Consider the following 15,485-nt stretch of genomic DNA (forward strand, 5'->3'; position numbering starts at 1 on the left):
AGCCATCTTGCTATATTGTGTCAATACAATTGAGGGCAATACAATGCAAAACGCCGAAACAATGACCGTCCACACCGTCATCACCTACGATCTGGGTCGCACCGCCCCGATCGTGGCGCAACTTGCCTTGAAATTTGCTGTTGTGCTGACCGTTTGGCATCGCCGACATCATACGCGCAAAGCGCTTCGTGCGCTGCCCGATTACTTGCTTATGGATGTCGGTCTGTCACGTGACGCGGCTTATACGGAGGCCCGTCGCCCGTTCTGGCGTGTTTGACATCCCCGTCCGCGCTTGAACGTCACTGGGGCCGAGGAGAAATCCTCGGCCTCTTTTTCTTTCTGTTTAAAGGTTCAGTCCCGCCTCACCGCGGCGGGATCGAATAGGTCATGGAGGCACGGGCAACCGGCGCCGCCATGCCTTCGGAAAACAGCAGCACATCACCCACTGCCAGCACTTTGCCCAGTTTCAGCAGGCGACATTCCGCAATCAGATCAACACCTGCGGCCGGTTTGCGCATGAAATCGAGGGATGAATTGGTGGTCACCGCCAGCGCCTTGGGGCCGATCATCGCCATCACCGCCAGATAGACCGACACATCGGCCAGCGCGAACATCGATGGCCCGGAAACCGTGCCGCCCGGGCGCAGATGCTGCTCACCGATGACCATCCGCACCTTGACCCGCATCTCCTCCAGCTCTTCGATGACAAAGTCATCTTTCACCTGCGGAAAAACTTCGCTGACAAAATCCTGCAACTCCGCTGCGGTCATTTGCAATGGCATGGCACGCCTCCTCTGGCCACTTCTGAACTTGCCGATTAGAGTTGCCGTGACAGGGTGAGGAGAACAAGATGCCGATTTTGGAACGTTGCGACACAAAAGCAGTCGCGCGGCTGACACTGAATGTGCCGGAGAAGCTCAATCCGCTGAGCGATGAGATGCTGGCAGCCCTGCAATCCGAACTGGACACCCTAGCCGAAGATCGCAGCATCCGTGCCGTTGTGATCGCAGGTGCGGGCAAGGCGTTCTGCGCCGGCCATGACCTGAAACAGATGACGGCCGGACGCGCGGCAGAGGATGGCGGCAAAGCCTATTTTGCCGATCTTTTTGCCCGCTGCGCCACCATGATGCAGACCATTCAGCGCCTGCCGCAGCCGGTGATCGCCGAAGTGCAAGGCATCGCCACCGCCGCCGGCTGCCAGCTGGTCGCCACCTGTGACATGGCGGTCGCGGCCGAAGGCACACGTTTTGGCGTCAATGGCGTCAACATCGGGCTGTTCTGCTCAACCCCTATGGTGGCGCTCAGCCGCAATATTCCCCGCAAACAGGCCTTTGAGATGCTGACAACCGGCCAATTCATTTCCGCCGAACGCGCGGCAGAACTGGGGCTGGTGAACAAAGTGGTGCCCGCCGATCAGCTGAGCGCGGAAACCACCGCCCTGGCCGAACTGGTTGCCAGCAAATTGAGCGCAGCGGTGAAAATCGGCAAGGAGGCGTTTTACCGGCAGTTGGAAATGGGTCTTGCCGAGGCTTATGCCTTTACAGGGGAGATGATGGTCGAAAACATGATGTATCGCGACACCGAAGAGGGCATTCAGGCGTTTCTGGAAAAACGCAGCCCCGATTGGGATCAATAAGATCACAGCCAGCCACCTAAAGGCCCAGCAACAGGAAAATCCGTAGAATGTTTCCAAAATTGATTTCGATTATTTCCAAGTGACCACTTTCCTGCCGCATTTCCCCCTGTTATTGCCTCAATTGAGGCCAAAGTTTGGCTTCTTGATCATGCGAGCCTGGGTCGCCATCGGCGTCACATCTCTCACGGCCAGCTTCTCACTGGCCGCCGACCTGCCAGAGCGCGATCTTATCGATCTGCCCCGGCCGGCGACCCACGCAACCTTCCCCGAACCAGATCTGACCGAAGTGCTGCTGGGACAGAAACTGTTCTATGACCCTGTGCTGTCGGGCAATAAAACCATCGCCTGCGCCACCTGTCACCATCCCAGCCTTGGCACCTCGGACGGTATGTCCCTCTCGATCGGGGATGGCGGCAGCGGCCTTGGTCCGGCCCGCAAGCTGCGCGACGGCGAAACCGTGGGGGCGCGCATTCCCCGCAACGCCCCTGCCCTGTGGAACCTTGGCGCGCGCGATGTCACCGTCATGTTCCATGATGGCCGTGTTGCCACCGATCCCACGGCGCCTTTTGGGTTTCAGATGCCTCCAGACCGGCCGCTGCCCGGTCCCGTCGACAGCGTTCTGGCGGCGCAGGCCATGCTACCGGTCCTGTCCGCAGCAGAAATGGCGGGCCAAGCGGGCGAAAACCCGGTGGCTGATGCCGTGGACAAAAACGATCCATTCGCGGCCTGGGCCCTGCTGGCGGCGCGGGTGACGGCGATCCCTGAATACCGCCAACGCTTCACCACCCTGAATGGCTCAGGCACCATCACAATGCCTGACATCGCCAATGCCATCGCCGCCTTCATCGCCTATGAGTTTCGCGCGGTGAACAGCCCGTTTGACCGCTATCTGGCGGGTGATGACACAGCGATGAGCGCACAAGCCCAACAGGGCATGGCCCTGTTTTACGGGCAGGCGGGCTGCTCAGGATGTCATGCGGGCCTGTTGCAGAGCGATCAGGGGTTTCACGCCATCGGCACGCCCCAAATTGGCCCCGGCAAAGGGGGTGAGGTTCCTTACGGTGACACTGGCCGCCATCTGGTGACCGGCGCACTGGTGGATTTTTACCGGTTCCGCACCCCCTCGCTGCGCAATGTCACCCAGACCGCGCCTTACGGCCACGCGGGTGCTTTTGCCACACTGACCAGGATGCTGCTGCACCATATGGGCCCAATCGACAGCCTGATGACCTATGACCGGTCGCAGGCGCGGCTGCATCCGCTGCCCCTTAACGATTTTGCCGCCCTTGATGATGAGGTTGAGCTGTTGGACATCGCTGCCGCCAATGAGCTGTCCGGCATCGATCTGGAGGAGGCAGAAATGCGCGCGATCCTCGCTTTCCTTGACGCCCTGACCGATGAGGCATCCCTCCACGGCCGCCTTGGCGTGCCAGACAGCGTGCCGTCTGGCCTGGCTATAGATCAGCCTTGAGCCGCGCCCCGACAACCTTCGGGTCTTTCCAAAACGATCAATCTGCCCTACATCGCGCCCATGGATAAAAGATTGCATATCGTCGGCGGCGGCATGGCCGGGTCCGAGGCTGCCTGGCAGGCGGCCAACATGGGTGTTGAGGTGGTTCTGCATGAGATGCGCCCCGAGGTGGAAACCTTCGCGCATCAGACCGGCAACCTTGGCGAAATGGTCTGTTCGAACTCCTTCCGTTCGGATGACCATGAACAAAACGCCGTTGGCCTGTTGCATTGGGAAATGCGCGCCGCCAACGGGTTGATCATGCAGATGGCGGAAAAGCACCGCCTGCCCGCCGGTGGTGCCTTGGCGGTAGACCGCGATCCCTTTGCCGAAAGCGTCACACAGGCGCTGATGGATCACCCTAATGTTACGGTCGAATATGGTGAGATCACCGAACTGCCCGATGAGGGCACCTGGATCTTTGCCACCGGCCCCTTGACCTCCGCCACTTTGGGCGCAGCCATTCAAGCTGAAACCGGATCAGAGCGCCTGGCGTTTTTTGATGCCATCGCCCCCATCGTCTATGCCGAGTCGATCAATATGGACGTGGCCTGGATGCAATCGCGCTACGACAAGGGCGAAACCGAGGAAGAGCAGAAAGCTTACCTCAACTGCCCGATGACCAAAGACCAGTATGAGGCCTTCATCGACGCGCTGATGGCGGCCGACAAGACCGAATTTCATGAAGGTGAAACCGCCGTCTATTTCGACGGCTGCCTGCCGATCGAGGTGATGGCCGAACGCGGCCGCGAAACCCTGCGCTTTGGCCCGATGAAGCCGGTGGGGCTGACCAACCCGCATGATCCGGACAACAAACCCTACGCCGTGGTGCAGCTGCGCCGCGACAACGCCCTAGGCACGCTGTTCAACATCGTTGGTTTCCAGACCAAGATGAAATACGGCGCCCAGACCGAAGTGTTCAAGATGATCCCGGGGCTGCAGGACGCCAGCTTTGCCCGTCTTGGCGGCATCCACCGCAACACCTTCCTCAACTCACCCACATTGCTGGATGACCAGATGCGGCTGAAATCCCGCCCCAACATCCGTTTCGCCGGTCAGGTCACCGGGGTTGAGGGCTATGTGGAAAGCGCCGCGATGGGCCTCCTGGCCGGTCGTCTGGCCGCAGCAGAACTCCTTGGCAAGGACCTGCAGACCGCACCGCAAGACAGCGCCATGGGCGCGCTGATCCACCACATCACCGGCGGGGCTGAGGCCAAGACCTTCCAGCCGATGAATGTGAACTTCGGCCTGTTCCGCCCTGTTGAGGGGTTGAAAGGTGGACGTCGCGGCCGCAAGGACCGCTACAAAGCCTACACTGATCGTGCCAAAGTGGTTTTCCAGGAATGGCTTGACGGCCAAAGCTAAGGTAACCCCATGCCCTATGTGACCCGGTTTGCCCCCAGCCCCACAGGGCCGCTGCATCTGGGTCACGCCTATTCGGCACTGCTGGCCTTTGACCGGGCGCAGGCCACCGGCGGGCAGTTCCTGTTGCGGATCGAAGACATCGATCAAAGCCGCGCCCGCCCCGGGTGGGAGGCGCAGATTTATGAGGACCTGCACTGGCTGGGCCTCCGCTGGCCCACCCCGGTGATGCGCCAGTCCGACCGGCTACCGCAGTATCGCGCCGCTTTGCAAACCCTCTGGGATCGCGGTCTCCTCTACCCCTGCCAGTGCAACCGCCGTGACATCCTCGCTGCAGTTTCCGCCCCGCAAGAAGGCGCTGAGCCCGCCTATGGCCCCGACGGGCTGATCTACCCCGGCACCTGCCGCACCCTCCAGCGCCCGGGCGAAATGCCAGCGCAGGCCCTGCGGCTCAATCTCACCAAAGCGATTGAGGCCATCGGCCCCGCCCCTCTGCGGTTTGAAGAAACGGGCGCGCACCCGGCGCAGCATGAGATCGCGCTCGCCGCCTTGCCCGACACGCTGGGAGATATCGTGCTGGCGCGGCGTGACATGGGCACCTCTTACCACCTCTCCGTGGTGCTGGATGATGCCACCCAAGGCATCACCGAAGTCACCCGCGGCGCCGACCTGATTGAGGCCACACAAATCCACGTGTTGCTGCAGCGCCTGCTCAACCTGCCAACGCCGCGCTATCACCACCACCGGCTGATCCGCGACGAGCAGGGCAAACGCCTGGCCAAACGCGACGATGCCCGCGCCATTGCGACCTACCGCGCCGAGGGCGCCAGCCCGCAGGACATTCGCCAGATGGTCGGGCTCTAACACCTTTCAATGATCCCAAAATACTCTGGGGTGAGCCGCAAAGCGGCGAGGGGCAAAGCCCCTCACTCCTGACCTTACCGCCGGGATCACACCATCGGCTGCATCAGCTCCACCGTCTCACCATCACGCACGGCGGTATAGAAACAGCTGCGGCGGTTGGTGTGGCAGGCCGGGCCTTTCTGTTTGACCAGAACCAGAATGCAGTCCTGATCACAATCATAGCGAAAATCCACCAGCTCCTGCACATGGCCCGAGCTTTCGCCCTTCACCCAGAAGCTCTGGCGCGAGCGTGACCAATAGGTGACCTTGCCGGTCTCCAGCGTTTTGGCCACCGATTCCGCGTTCATCCAGGCCATCATTAGAACCTCATGGGTCTCGGCATCCTGTGCAATGGCCGGGATCAGACCTTTGTCATCGAATTTCAGCGCTTTGGGATCGAATGCCATTTGAAAAACCTTTTGCATCTGCTGTTCAGCCCCCTATCTATGAGGAACGCAAGCAAAGGAAAAGACATGTCCGGCGAGACCGACCTGATCAAACTCTATTCTGCCCGCATTTTGGAACTGGCCGCCGATATTCCTCATATCGATGAGCTGGATGCGCCGGATGCCACGGCCAAACGTCGCTCGCCGCTTTGTGGCTCTACCGTGACGGTTGAGATCAAGCTGGAGGACGGCAAAATCGCCGCCTTTGGTCAGGATGTGAAGGCCTGTGCTTTGGGTCAGGCCGCGGCCTCGGTCGTTGGCAGTGCCATCATTGGTGCCGATCGGTCGATGGTGGAAAAGGCCCGCGATCAGCTGAAAGAGATGCTGAAAAACGAAGGCCCGGTGCCCGATGCGCCTTTTGACGGGCTGGAGGTACTGATCCCCGCCCGAGATTACAAAAACCGCCACGCCTCGATCATGCTGGTGCTGGAGGCGACGCTGGAAGCTTTTGATCAAGCACTAGAACGAAGCTGTGCCTGATCTGCGGGTTAGATTCCCGATTTCAGGGACGTGAAAAGCGCCCACGGGCGCCTTTATCGTCTCCGCACCTAAGGCACCTGCGCCCGATTGCGCACAACATCCTTCAGCATTAAAAAACCGCCGCGCATCCGGGTGGATAGCGGCGGCAAAGTCGCTTGATCGTGTGCAGTTCCGGCATCCCGCAACAGGAAGAGGCACTCCCGTAGGACCTAAATAGGACAGGCAGGTCAGTTGCACCGCATGGGGACAGATGGTGCGGCGGGCCCGGCACGAACAGGCAGGCAGAAACTCAGGTCAGAAGCGGCAGGTGCAGACCGATCACAAACATCACAACCAGCGCAGCAGCGCCAATCGTATCCGCCAGCAGCGTGTCAGAGGACCGTTCGATGGTGGCTTTGATATCGCGGATCATGTCGTGTTCTCCCTTCCCTCACCTTTGTTGCTAATTTGTTCTCATATACCCTGAGTCGAAGCAAGAACTTTTTAAGAACATTTGTGAACAAAATGCCCTGCGGAGTGGAACAAAAGGGTTAACCCACTGAAATCAAACGGATCGCCTGATCCTGTTCCATCAGCCACAAAAGAACACGCGCCGCCTGTCCGCGCGGGCTTTCCAGGGTGGGATCATCATGCAGCAGCTTGCGCGCATCGCTCTGCGCCACCGCCATCAACGGCGCTTGGTTTTCCAGATCCGCGACCCGGAACCGCGGCAGCCCCGATTGCGCCGTGCCGATCAGATCCCCCGCGCCGCGCATTTCCAAGTCGACCTCAGCGATGCGAAAACCATCTTCGGTCTCCCGTAGGGAGGTCAGGCGTTTTTCACCGGTTTCATTCAGCGGCACCTGATAGAGCAACAGGCAGGTCGACTGGGCAGATCCCCGACCCACCCGGCCGCGCAGCTGGTGCAGCTGAGCCAGACCAAAGCTTTCGGCGCGCTCAATCACCATGATGGTGGCATTGGGTACGTTCACACCCACCTCAATCACCGTGGTTGCGACCAGAACGCTGGTCTTGCCGGCCACGAAATCCGCCATGGCGGCATCTTTTTCGCCGGGCGGCATCTGACCATGGACCAACCCCACCACATCCTCGCCAAGGGCCGCGCGCAGGTGTTTGAACCGCTCCTCCGCCGCGGTCAGGTCCATGACCTCACTTTCCTCCACCAGCGGGCAGACCCAATAGGCCTGTTTACCTTCACTAACGGCGTTGCGCAGGTGGTTTACCACTTCCTCCATCCGCGTGGTGGAGACCATGGCGGTCTTGATCGGTTTGCGCCCCGGCGGTTTTTCATCCAGCACCGAGACATCCATGTCACCGTATTGCGCCAGCGCCAATGAGCGCGGGATCGGCGTTGCCGTCATCACCAGCACATCCGCAGCCGCGCCCTTCTTGCCCAGCTCCAACCGTTGCCGCACGCCAAACCGATGCTGTTCATCCACCACGGCAAGGCGAAGGTCCTGAAACTCCACATCTTTCTGGAACACCGCATGGGTGCCCACCAGCATGTGAATATCGCCGCGCGCCAATGCGTCCAGTTTCGCCTTGCGCTCTTTGCCCTTGTCGCGGCCGGTCAGCAGTTCCAGCACCACACCGGCCTCTTCGGCCAGGGGCTGCAACCCCTCCATATGCTGGCGCGCCAGAATTTCGGTCGGCGCCATCATCACGCCCTGCCCGCCGGCCTCCACCGCTGTCAGCAGCGCCATAAAGGCGACCAGCGTTTTGCCCGCGCCCACGTCGCCCTGCAGCAACCGGTTCATCTTGGTTGACGCCGCCATATCGGCCTGAATTTCACCAATCGCCCGGCTCTGGGCCCCGGTGGGCTTATAGGGCAGTGAGGCAAGAACGTGCTGTTGCTTGGCGCCGGTGCCGCGGGTCACCATGCCCTTGGCCTTGCGCAGCTGCGACCGGGCCAGGGCCAGCGTCAGCTGATGCGCCATCAGCTCATCATAGGCCAGCCGCACCCGGGCCGGTGCGGTGGCGGCCAGATCTGCAGCCTGCTTAGGTCCATGGGCGGTGGTGATAGCCGCGTGCCAATCCGGCCAGCCTTCGCGCTTTTTCTGTTCCGGATCAATCCATTCCGGCAGGTCCGGCACACGGCCCAGGGCCGAGGTCACCGCCTTTGTCATCTGTTTCAGGCTCACGCCCGCGGTCAGCGGATAGACCGGTTCAAACGCCGGGATCTCCGCCGCCTCTTCCAGCGGCAGGATGTGATCCGGGTGCACCATCTGCACCACGCCATCAAACATCTCAACCTTGCCGGAAATCACCCGGCGCGCGCCCTCCGGCAGGATCGATTGCAGATAGTTGCTGCGCGCATGGAAAAACACCAGCTGAAAGGCAACCTGCTCATCCTCCACCGTCACCCGGTAGGCGCCTCCCCGGTTTCGCGGCGCCTTATGGGCGCCAACCGTCACCTCAACCGTCACCACATCGCCCGGCAGTGCGCCCTGCACACTTTCGCGCGGGCTGCGATCCACACCGGAATGCGGCAGCGTGAAGATCAGATCGCGCGGCCGTGAAATATGAAGCGCCCCAAGGTGTTGCGCCGTTTTCGGGCCAACACCTTGCAGCGTTTCCAGATCCGCAAACAGCGGAAACAGGGGTTCGGGGCGACTGCTCATAGGCCTTTGATCAACTCCAGCCAGCCGTCTTCATCCAGGGTTTCAATGCCCAGATCCGCCGCCTTTTTGGCCTTGGATCCCGCGCCGGGCCCCGCCACCAGCAGATCGGTTTTCTTGCTGACAGACCCGGCCACCTTGGCGCCGAGGTTTTCGGCGGTGGCCTTGGCCTCATCCCGCGTCATCTTCTCCAGTTTGCCGGTGAAAACCACAGTTTTGCCCGCCACCGGGCTGTCCTGCGTGGGCGCCGCGGGGGACTGGATGGTCAATTGCGCCACCAGCCGGTCAATCGCGGCGCGTTCTTCCGGGTTTGCAAAAGCATCGGTCAGCGACAGGCCCACCGTGGCGCCGATGCCGTCAATCGCGATCAGATCATTCCAGGCCGTCGCGGCTGCCTCGGGCACGTCACAGTCGGCCGTGGCCAGATCGCGGCTTTCTTTGATGCGCGCGCGCCGCCCTTCGGATTTGGCGGCCAGGCGTTCCGCCTCCTCCGCCAGATCCGCCCGCCGATAGGCCAGCGCTGCGGCGCGGGCCTGATCTGCCGTCTCGGCCAGCCTGTCAAACGACATGAAATGCAGCGCCAGATCCTTGGCCGCTGTTTCACCGACATGGCGGATCCCCAGCGCAAACAACATGCGACCGAAGGGGATTTCACGTTTTTCTTCAATCGCTTGGAAGAGATTTCTCGCACTTTGATCGCCCCAGCCGTCACGGTTTTTCAGCCGCGCGAGCGTGGCCTGATCCCGTTCCGCAAGTGTGAAGATATCTGCCGGTTCCCGCACCCAGAGCGCATCATCACCATGGAACATCTCAATCTGCTTGGCGCCAAGACCTTCGATGTCAAACGCCTTGCGGGACACGAAATGCTTCAGCTTTTCAACTGCTTGCGCCGCACAGATCATGCCACCCGTACAGTAACGCACCGCGTCGCCTTCTTCGCGGATCGCAGGCGACTGACAGATCGGGCAGATCTGTGGGAAGGCAAAGGGCGCGGCCTCAGCAGGACGTTTTGTCAGATCAACATCCGCCAGTTTCGGGATCACATCGCCGGCGCGGTAGACCTGCACCCAATCGCCGACGCGGAAATCCTTGCCGCCGCGAATTTCTTCGCCTTTTGAATCAGAGCCGCGGATGTAGTCTTCGTTATGCAGCGTCGCGTTGGAGACCACCACACCGCCCACCGTGACCGGGGCCAGCCGGGCCACCGGCGACAGCGCACCGGTGCGGCCCACCTGGATGTCAATCGCCTCCAGATGGGTCCAAGCCAGTTCGGCCGGGAATTTATGCGCAATCGCCCATCGCGGCGTGGTGGATCGGAACCCTAGCCGAGCCTGCAGATCCAGATCGTTAACCTTATAGACCACGCCATCGATGTCATAACCAAGATCTGCGCGCTGCTGTTCGATCATCCGGTAATGGGCAATCAGCTCCCCCGGGCTGGCGCAGAGTTTGGTCAGCGGGTTGGTCTGAAACCCAAGTTCTGCCAGCCGTTCAATCGCGCCGAATTGCGTCTCGGCCAGTGAGGCAGACAGATCCCCCCAGGCATAGGCGAAAAACTTCAGCGGGCGATCCCGGGTGATCTCCGCGTTGAGCTGCCGCAGGGATCCTGCCGCTGCGTTGCGGGGATTGGCAAAGCGTTTGCCGCCGCGCGCTTCTTGCCGGGCGTTCAGGTCGGCGAAATCGGCGTGGCTCATGTAAACCTCGCCGCGGACCTCCAGAACATCGGGTGCCCCGTCGAGCACCTGCGGGATGTCAGCAATCGTCAGGGCATTGGCGGTGACATTTTCCCCTGTTTCGCCATCGCCGCGGGTGGCTGCCTGCACCAGCTGGCCCTGTTCATACCGGAGCGACAGCGACAGGCCATCGATTTTAGGTTCGGCCGTGAAGCTGAGGCTGTCCACGCTCGCGCCCAGAAACTTGGCACTTGAACTGGCGAAATCGTCAACATCCCCATCCTCAAAGGCATTACCCAGCGACAACATGCGCACGACATGGGTGATCTTGCCAAAACCGTCCCCGGGCGCGGCTCCGACTTGATCACTGGGTGAATCCGCCCGCTTCAGTGCGGGGAACCGCGCCTCAATCGCCTGATTGCGCCGCTTCAGTGCATCATATTCTGCGTCGCTGATCTCTGGCTGATCGGCGCCGTGATAGGCGGAGTTTGCCGCTGCCAGCAGCTGAGCCAGCCTTGCCAATTCCTGTTCGGCCTGCGCCACTGTTAGGTCTGCGACCGCTCTTTCCTGATCCCGTTGTGCCACCTGATGCGCCCCACTTTGCGCCCTCGGGTGAGGGCCTTCCCTCGGGGAGAATTGCCCCGCCAAATGGCGCAACGTTCGCGCCCTGTTCTCCTAAGTGATAGGGCGCAGGGCGGCGGAGGTCCAGACTGTCAGGGGGTCCAGGGCGCAGAATTTAACACAGCGTGCACCTAGGCGCCGAGGGCCAGCCGATCAACCCGCGGATCCGAGGCCACCAGCGACGGATCAGGATCGCGCAGCACATAGCCCCGCCCCCAAACCGTTTCGATGTAATTCTCACCATCCGGGGCTTTGCTGAGCTTTTTACGCAATTTGCAGATAAACACATCGATGATCTTCAACTCAGGCTCATCCATGCCGCCGTAAAGATGGTTCAGGAACATTTCCTTGGTCAGCGTGGTGCCTTTGCGCAGCGAAAGCAGCTCCAGCATTTGATATTCCTTGCCGGTCAGATGCACCGTTGTGCCGGCCACATCGACCGTTTTCGCGTCAAGGTTCACATTTACCTTGCCGGTGCGGATCACCGATTGCGAATGCCCTTTGGAGCGACGAATGATCGCATGGATGCGCGCCACCAGTTCCTCACGATGGAAGGGTTTGGTCAGGTAATCATCAGCGCCAAAGCCGAAGCCTTTGATCTTGCTTTCCGTGTCATCCGCCCCCGACAGGATCAAGATCGGCGTTTCCACCCGTGCCAGGCGCAATTGCCGCAAAACCTCATGGCCATTCATATCGGGCAGCCCCAGATCCAGCAGGATCAGGTCATAATCATAGAGTTTGGCCAGATCGACGCCCTCTTCACCCAGATCGGTTGTATAGATATTCAGGTTGGCATGTGTCAGCATCAACTCGATGCTTTTGGAGGTACTTGGATCATCTTCCACGAGCAATATACGCATTATAATCTCCAAAAATCAGCGCGGAAAAACAGTCGTCTCAGTCCATTGTGCCCCAAAAAGGTTAACCAGCCGTTAGCGACAAACCCGCTCTGAGAAAACAACCTAGGGCTGACGAAATTTTTTCAACCTGGTGGTTTTCAACGCGCCGATCCCGTGCCTGCTCATCGCGGCGACCCACTCCTGAAATTCTTCGTCTGACAGCGCATATCGCTGCAGCGCCTCTTCTCGGGAAATCAGCCCGTAGAGCACCCCGCGCACCACCGCTGCCTTGCGGCTGGCGACCCATCGCGTGGTGGTTATCGGGGGCAGATCAGCCTGCGTCATATGTTTGCCGTCTGGCAGAGTCACGGCCCTTGGCCCGCCCAATTTCTTAAGATACATCACGCCACTCCTCCTGCTGAGACCGGATGTGGGCGTGAGTCTCTCGCCTCAGTCTTAACAGGGGGTGAAACGCCCCCTTGAGACTATTTAGAATTTTCCTATATTCTCGCAGTCTTTCCTATGGAGTCGCGACCGATGCTGGATGAAAGCACCGCCCCAAGCACTGAGCTGAACTCATTGGGCTTTGCCAAGCCCCCCTCTGAAACCCGCGTGGTTGTGGCCATGTCGGGGGGCGTTGATTCGTCCGTTGTGGCCGCACAACTGGCGGAAGAGGGCTATGATGTGGTGGGTGTGACGCTGCAGCTTTATGACCATGGCGCGGCCCTGGCCAAGAAAGGTGCCTGCTGCGCGGGGATCGACATTCATGACGCACGGCGTGTCGCGGAGGAGATGAACTTCCCCCACTATGTGCTTGATTACGAAAACATCTTCCAGGAAGCGGTGATTGATGAGTTTGCCGACAGCTACCTGGGCGGCGCAACACCTGTGCCCTGCATTCGCTGCAATGAGCGGGTTAAATTCAAGGACCTGCTGGAAACCGCACGCGATCTGGAGGCCGATTGCATGGCCACGGGCCACTACATCCAGCGCATGATGGGCCCCAACGGTCCTGAGTTGCACAGCGCCGAAGATGCCAACCGCGATCAGAGCTATTTCCTGTTCTCAACCACGCCTGAACAGCTGTCATACCTGCGCTTCCCGCTGGGCCATCTGCCCTCCAAGGACGCGACGCGGGAACTGGCGGCGAAATACGGGCTGGCCGTCGCTGATAAGCCCGACAGTCAGGATATCTGCTTCGTACCAAACGGAAATTACGCGTCGGTCATCGAAAAACTGCGCCCCGGCGCGGCGGAACCGGGCGAGATCGTTCATGCCGACGGTCGGGTGCTGGGTGAACACAATGGTGTGATCCATTACACCATCGGCCAGCGTCGCGGTCTGGGCATCGGTGGCCTGAGCGAGCCGCTCTATGTGGTGAAACTGGACGTTGACAACAAACAGGTGGTTGTCGGCCCCAAGGATATGCTGGCCACGCGCACCATTCCTGTCAGGGAAATCAATTGGTTGGGCGACGAAGCCTTCACCTCGCGCAAGGAATGGCACCTGAAGGTCAAAGTGCGCTCCACCCGTCCCCCGCGGGAGGCGATCATTCGCCCGATCTCGGAAACTGAGGCTGAGGTTGAGCTGCTGACGCCCGAAGAAGGTGTCAGCCCCGGTCAGGCCTGTGTGTTCTATGCCGGCGAAGGCAGTCGAATCTTTGGCGGCGGCTGGATCTGGCGCGGCGCGTAAGCCACTGATAAAATAAACAAAGTCGGGTTTGCGCCCGGCTTTTCTATTGGCTTATTCGCCGGGCAGGCCCTGCCGATCTTCGGGCATGCCGGAACGCACGATCGCCTCAACATGGGCGGCTAAGCTTTTACGATTGGGGAAACTATCGACGCGTACAGGTGGATGATAAATCACCTCCACCGATCCCTGACGTCGCGCGGCCAAAGTCTTGAGCAGATGGGTGCCGAAATTCATATCGCCCCACCAGCCATAAAATCGCGGCTCTTCACCCTCCGGCGCGCGGTAGATCACAGTGACCGGTTGGATATGCATTTCATGGCGCAGATGATCGTGGAAGAACGCCTGAAAGAGCGTTGATTTAAATGGCAAAACCCGCAAGCTATCGGTGGAGGTCCCTTCGGGAAAAAACAGCAGTTTATGTCCCGCCAGCAGACGATCCTCAAAGACCTGCTGCTGTTGTTTGGCCTCTTTGGGATCCCGACGGATAAACACCGTACCCGTGGCCCGGGCCAGCCAACCGATGCCGGGCCAGGCGGCCACCTCAGCCTTGGAGACGAAATACACCCGTTTGCGGGCGTTCAGCGTAAAAATATCCAGCCAGGACGAATGGTTGGCCACCACAGCGCCTTTCTGGCCCATCCGTTCGCCACGCACCTTATGGGGCATCTGCAGTATGCGGAACGCATTGCGACAGACAAACTGGGTGATATGTGGCGTCAGCGGGCGATGCAGCCCGTAGATCGGCCGTTCAATCAGGCGGATCAACAGGAGGAGCAGCAGGCCGCCGAACACCAGAACACCCAAAGTGACGCCGCGCAACAGCACCCGGATCCACCCGGCGACGGAAATCCGCTCCGCTGATGGCTCTTCGGGCATGTCCCACTTTACGTTCACCGAGTAACCTCTTTGGTATAAATGCTTTTCTGCTTTGCATTCATACGTTCGGTGTCCATGATCAAACAGACATCGGTGGTGTTGAACGTATGATCCACATAGGCGCCGTCGCCGACGAAGCCCCCAAGCCGCAGGTAGGCCTTGATCAGTGCCGGCACCTGAACCATAGCGGCGCGGCGATCCAGATCAGCGGGGGCGACCCGGTCCATCGCGGCGTAATGCCCGGCCTGTGCCCGCACGCGCAGATCCTCGGGCGCAAGGTGGTTGTGATGCAGCATCGACAGGGGCTGCGCCAAGGTCGCGAGGTCCGTGCCATGGAAGCTGGCCACACCAAAGAGGATCTCAACCTCATGCCGCAGAACATAACCCGCCAGTGCATTCCACAGATGATACATCGCGGCGCCACCGCGATAGTCGACATCCAGACAAGACCGACCTAATTCCAACAACTTACGCCCCGAAGCTTTCAGGACGGAGAGGTCATATTCATCCTCGGAATAAAACTGTCCGGCCGCCGCGGCCTGATCCCCGCGCAGCAGGCGATAGACGCCCACAACCTGGTCCTCCTTGGCACCAGGGCGGGCGTGATCAAACAAGATGAGGTGATCGAAAAACGGATCAAAGCGATCTTTTTCCAACCGCGCCTCATGATCCACCTCAGCGCCGCCAGCGCCCAGTTCCTCTACAAAGACCCGGTAACGCAGCCGTTGTGCCGCGCGCAGCTCCTCCTCGTTTTCGACCAGTTTTGTCGAAAATTCAGGCTGATGCATTGTTTCTTGCGTCCTTTGCCCACCTCAGAGTGCGCCCAAAG

Annotated in this window: 16 protein-coding genes; 7 read left to right on the forward strand and 9 right to left on the reverse strand. The window is 60.2% G+C overall.

The window, feature by feature from the left end; all coding sequences use genetic code 11:
- Positions 1 to 43 precede the first annotated feature (43 nt).
- A complete protein-coding gene (locus tag ACORLH_RS11600; RefSeq protein WP_321828578.1) occupies positions 44 to 277 on the forward strand; it encodes a DUF1127 domain-containing protein in 234 nt (77 codons plus the stop codon).
- A gap of 85 nt (positions 278 to 362) precedes the next feature.
- On the opposite strand, the gene ACORLH_RS11605 is transcribed toward ACORLH_RS11600, so the two are convergent.
- Positions 363 to 782 carry a PaaI family thioesterase gene (locus tag ACORLH_RS11605; RefSeq protein WP_321828579.1) on the reverse strand — a complete coding sequence of 140 codons (420 nt, stop codon included), beginning with the start codon at positions 780 to 782 and terminating at the stop codon, positions 363 to 365.
- Positions 783 to 850: 68 nt separating this feature from the next.
- Between ACORLH_RS11605 and ACORLH_RS11610 the strand changes: the two genes are divergently transcribed.
- The 4 genes from ACORLH_RS11610 to gluQRS all read left to right on the forward strand — a co-directional run bounded on the left by ACORLH_RS11610 (position 851) and on the right by gluQRS (position 5,372).
- Positions 851 to 1,636: an enoyl-CoA hydratase gene (locus ACORLH_RS11610; protein WP_321828580.1), complete on the forward strand. Its 786-nt coding sequence runs from the start codon at positions 851 to 853 to the stop codon at positions 1,634 to 1,636.
- Positions 1,637 to 1,784: 148 nt separating this feature from the next.
- A complete protein-coding gene (locus tag ACORLH_RS11615; protein ID WP_321828581.1) occupies positions 1,785 to 3,107 on the forward strand; it encodes a cytochrome-c peroxidase in 1,323 nt (440 codons plus the stop codon).
- A 60-nt stretch (positions 3,108 to 3,167) separates the two neighbouring features.
- Positions 3,168 to 4,511: a methylenetetrahydrofolate--tRNA-(uracil(54)-C(5))-methyltransferase (FADH(2)-oxidizing) TrmFO gene (gene trmFO / locus ACORLH_RS11620; RefSeq protein WP_321828582.1), complete on the forward strand. Its 1,344-nt coding sequence runs from the start codon at positions 3,168 to 3,170 to the stop codon at positions 4,509 to 4,511.
- 9 nt (positions 4,512 to 4,520) lie between these two features.
- Positions 4,521 to 5,372: a tRNA glutamyl-Q(34) synthetase GluQRS gene (gene gluQRS / locus ACORLH_RS11625; protein WP_321828583.1), complete on the forward strand. Its 852-nt coding sequence runs from the start codon at positions 4,521 to 4,523 to the stop codon at positions 5,370 to 5,372.
- A gap of 86 nt (positions 5,373 to 5,458) precedes the next feature.
- Here the strand turns inward: gluQRS and hisI are convergent, their stop codons facing one another.
- Positions 5,459 to 5,836 (reverse strand): phosphoribosyl-AMP cyclohydrolase, encoded by a 378-nt coding sequence (hisI, locus tag ACORLH_RS11630; protein ID WP_321828584.1) that lies wholly within the window; start codon positions 5,834 to 5,836, stop codon positions 5,459 to 5,461.
- A 48-nt stretch (positions 5,837 to 5,884) separates the two neighbouring features.
- On the opposite strand from hisI, the gene ACORLH_RS11635 reads away from it, so the two are divergent.
- Positions 5,885 to 6,337, forward strand: a complete 453-nt coding sequence (locus tag ACORLH_RS11635; RefSeq protein ID WP_058243668.1) for an iron-sulfur cluster assembly scaffold protein — start codon at positions 5,885 to 5,887, stop codon at positions 6,335 to 6,337.
- A 289-nt stretch (positions 6,338 to 6,626) separates the two neighbouring features.
- Here ACORLH_RS11635 and ACORLH_RS11640 read toward each other — a convergent pair whose 3' ends face one another.
- From ACORLH_RS11640 to ACORLH_RS11660, 5 genes are all read right to left on the reverse strand, one after another.
- The gene (locus ACORLH_RS11640) at positions 6,627 to 6,749 is read right to left on the reverse strand and encodes a hypothetical protein (RefSeq protein ID WP_278044373.1); all 123 of its coding nucleotides are present in this window, start codon (positions 6,747 to 6,749) and stop codon (positions 6,627 to 6,629) included.
- A 118-nt stretch (positions 6,750 to 6,867) separates the two neighbouring features.
- On the reverse strand, positions 6,868 to 8,958 hold the full coding sequence (recG, locus tag ACORLH_RS11645) for an ATP-dependent DNA helicase RecG (protein ID WP_321828585.1): 2,091 nt from the start codon (positions 8,956 to 8,958) through the stop codon (positions 6,868 to 6,870).
- Entirely contained in the window at positions 8,955 to 11,213 is a 2,259-nt protein-coding gene (ligA, locus tag ACORLH_RS11650) for an NAD-dependent DNA ligase LigA (RefSeq protein ID WP_321828586.1), read from the reverse strand. The genes recG and ligA overlap by 4 nt, the downstream gene beginning before the upstream one ends.
- A 167-nt stretch (positions 11,214 to 11,380) precedes the next feature.
- Complete coding sequence (ctrA, locus tag ACORLH_RS11655) at positions 11,381 to 12,109, reverse strand: response regulator transcription factor CtrA (RefSeq protein ID WP_321828587.1); 729 nt, start codon at positions 12,107 to 12,109, stop codon at positions 11,381 to 11,383.
- A gap of 102 nt (positions 12,110 to 12,211) precedes the next feature.
- On the reverse strand, positions 12,212 to 12,490 hold the full coding sequence (locus tag ACORLH_RS11660; RefSeq protein ID WP_321828588.1) for a DUF1153 domain-containing protein: 279 nt from the start codon (positions 12,488 to 12,490) through the stop codon (positions 12,212 to 12,214).
- Between the two features lie 135 nt (positions 12,491 to 12,625).
- On the opposite strand from ACORLH_RS11660, the gene mnmA reads away from it, so the two are divergent.
- Positions 12,626 to 13,780 carry a tRNA 2-thiouridine(34) synthase MnmA gene (gene mnmA, locus ACORLH_RS11665; protein WP_321828589.1) on the forward strand — a complete coding sequence of 385 codons (1,155 nt, stop codon included), beginning with the start codon at positions 12,626 to 12,628 and terminating at the stop codon, positions 13,778 to 13,780.
- A gap of 51 nt (positions 13,781 to 13,831) precedes the next feature.
- Here the strand turns inward: mnmA and ACORLH_RS11670 are convergent, their stop codons facing one another.
- Both ACORLH_RS11670 and ACORLH_RS11675 read right to left on the reverse strand, forming a co-directional pair.
- Positions 13,832 to 14,674, reverse strand: a complete 843-nt coding sequence (locus ACORLH_RS11670; RefSeq protein ID WP_420719749.1) for a lysophospholipid acyltransferase family protein — start codon at positions 14,672 to 14,674, stop codon at positions 13,832 to 13,834.
- Positions 14,671 to 15,444 (reverse strand): GNAT family N-acetyltransferase, encoded by a 774-nt coding sequence (locus ACORLH_RS11675; RefSeq protein WP_321828590.1) that lies wholly within the window; start codon positions 15,442 to 15,444, stop codon positions 14,671 to 14,673. Before ACORLH_RS11675 ends, ACORLH_RS11670 begins: the two co-directional genes overlap by 4 nt.
- Positions 15,445 to 15,485: the final 41 nt, after the last annotated feature.

This window comes from Thalassovita sp. (assembly GCF_963691685.1).
In the GTDB taxonomy this organism is placed as follows: domain Bacteria; phylum Pseudomonadota; class Alphaproteobacteria; order Rhodobacterales; family Rhodobacteraceae; genus Thalassobius.

Bases quoted from the DNA above. Each gene is read 5' to 3' on its own strand.
- ACORLH_RS11640 (WP_278044373.1), bottom strand. From the start codon at position 6,749: ATGATCCGCGATATCAAAGCCACCATCGAACGGTCCTCTGACACGCTG.
- ACORLH_RS11615 (WP_321828581.1), top strand. From the start codon at position 1,785: ATGCGAGCCTGGGTCGCCATCGGCGTCACATCTCTCACGGCCAGCTTC.
- ACORLH_RS11610 (WP_321828580.1), top strand. From the start codon at position 851: ATGCCGATTTTGGAACGTTGCGACACAAAAGCAGTCGCGCGGCTGACA.
- ctrA (WP_321828587.1), bottom strand. From the start codon at position 12,109: ATGCGTATATTGCTCGTGGAAGATGATCCAAGTACCTCCAAAAGCATC.
- trmFO (WP_321828582.1), top strand. From the start codon at position 3,168: ATGGATAAAAGATTGCATATCGTCGGCGGCGGCATGGCCGGGTCCGAG.
- ACORLH_RS11675 (WP_321828590.1), bottom strand. From the start codon at position 15,444: ATGCATCAGCCTGAATTTTCGACAAAACTGGTCGAAAACGAGGAGGAG.
- ACORLH_RS11605 (WP_321828579.1), bottom strand. From the start codon at position 782: ATGCCATTGCAAATGACCGCAGCGGAGTTGCAGGATTTTGTCAGCGAA.
- gluQRS (WP_321828583.1), top strand. From the start codon at position 4,521: ATGCCCTATGTGACCCGGTTTGCCCCCAGCCCCACAGGGCCGCTGCAT.
- ACORLH_RS11600 (WP_321828578.1), top strand. From the start codon at position 44: ATGCAAAACGCCGAAACAATGACCGTCCACACCGTCATCACCTACGAT.
- ACORLH_RS11635 (WP_058243668.1), top strand. From the start codon at position 5,885: ATGTCCGGCGAGACCGACCTGATCAAACTCTATTCTGCCCGCATTTTG.
- recG (WP_321828585.1), bottom strand. From the start codon at position 8,958: ATGAGCAGTCGCCCCGAACCCCTGTTTCCGCTGTTTGCGGATCTGGAA.
- ACORLH_RS11660 (WP_321828588.1), bottom strand. From the start codon at position 12,490: ATGTATCTTAAGAAATTGGGCGGGCCAAGGGCCGTGACTCTGCCAGAC.
- hisI (WP_321828584.1), bottom strand. From the start codon at position 5,836: ATGCAAAAGGTTTTTCAAATGGCATTCGATCCCAAAGCGCTGAAATTC.
- mnmA (WP_321828589.1), top strand. From the start codon at position 12,626: ATGCTGGATGAAAGCACCGCCCCAAGCACTGAGCTGAACTCATTGGGC.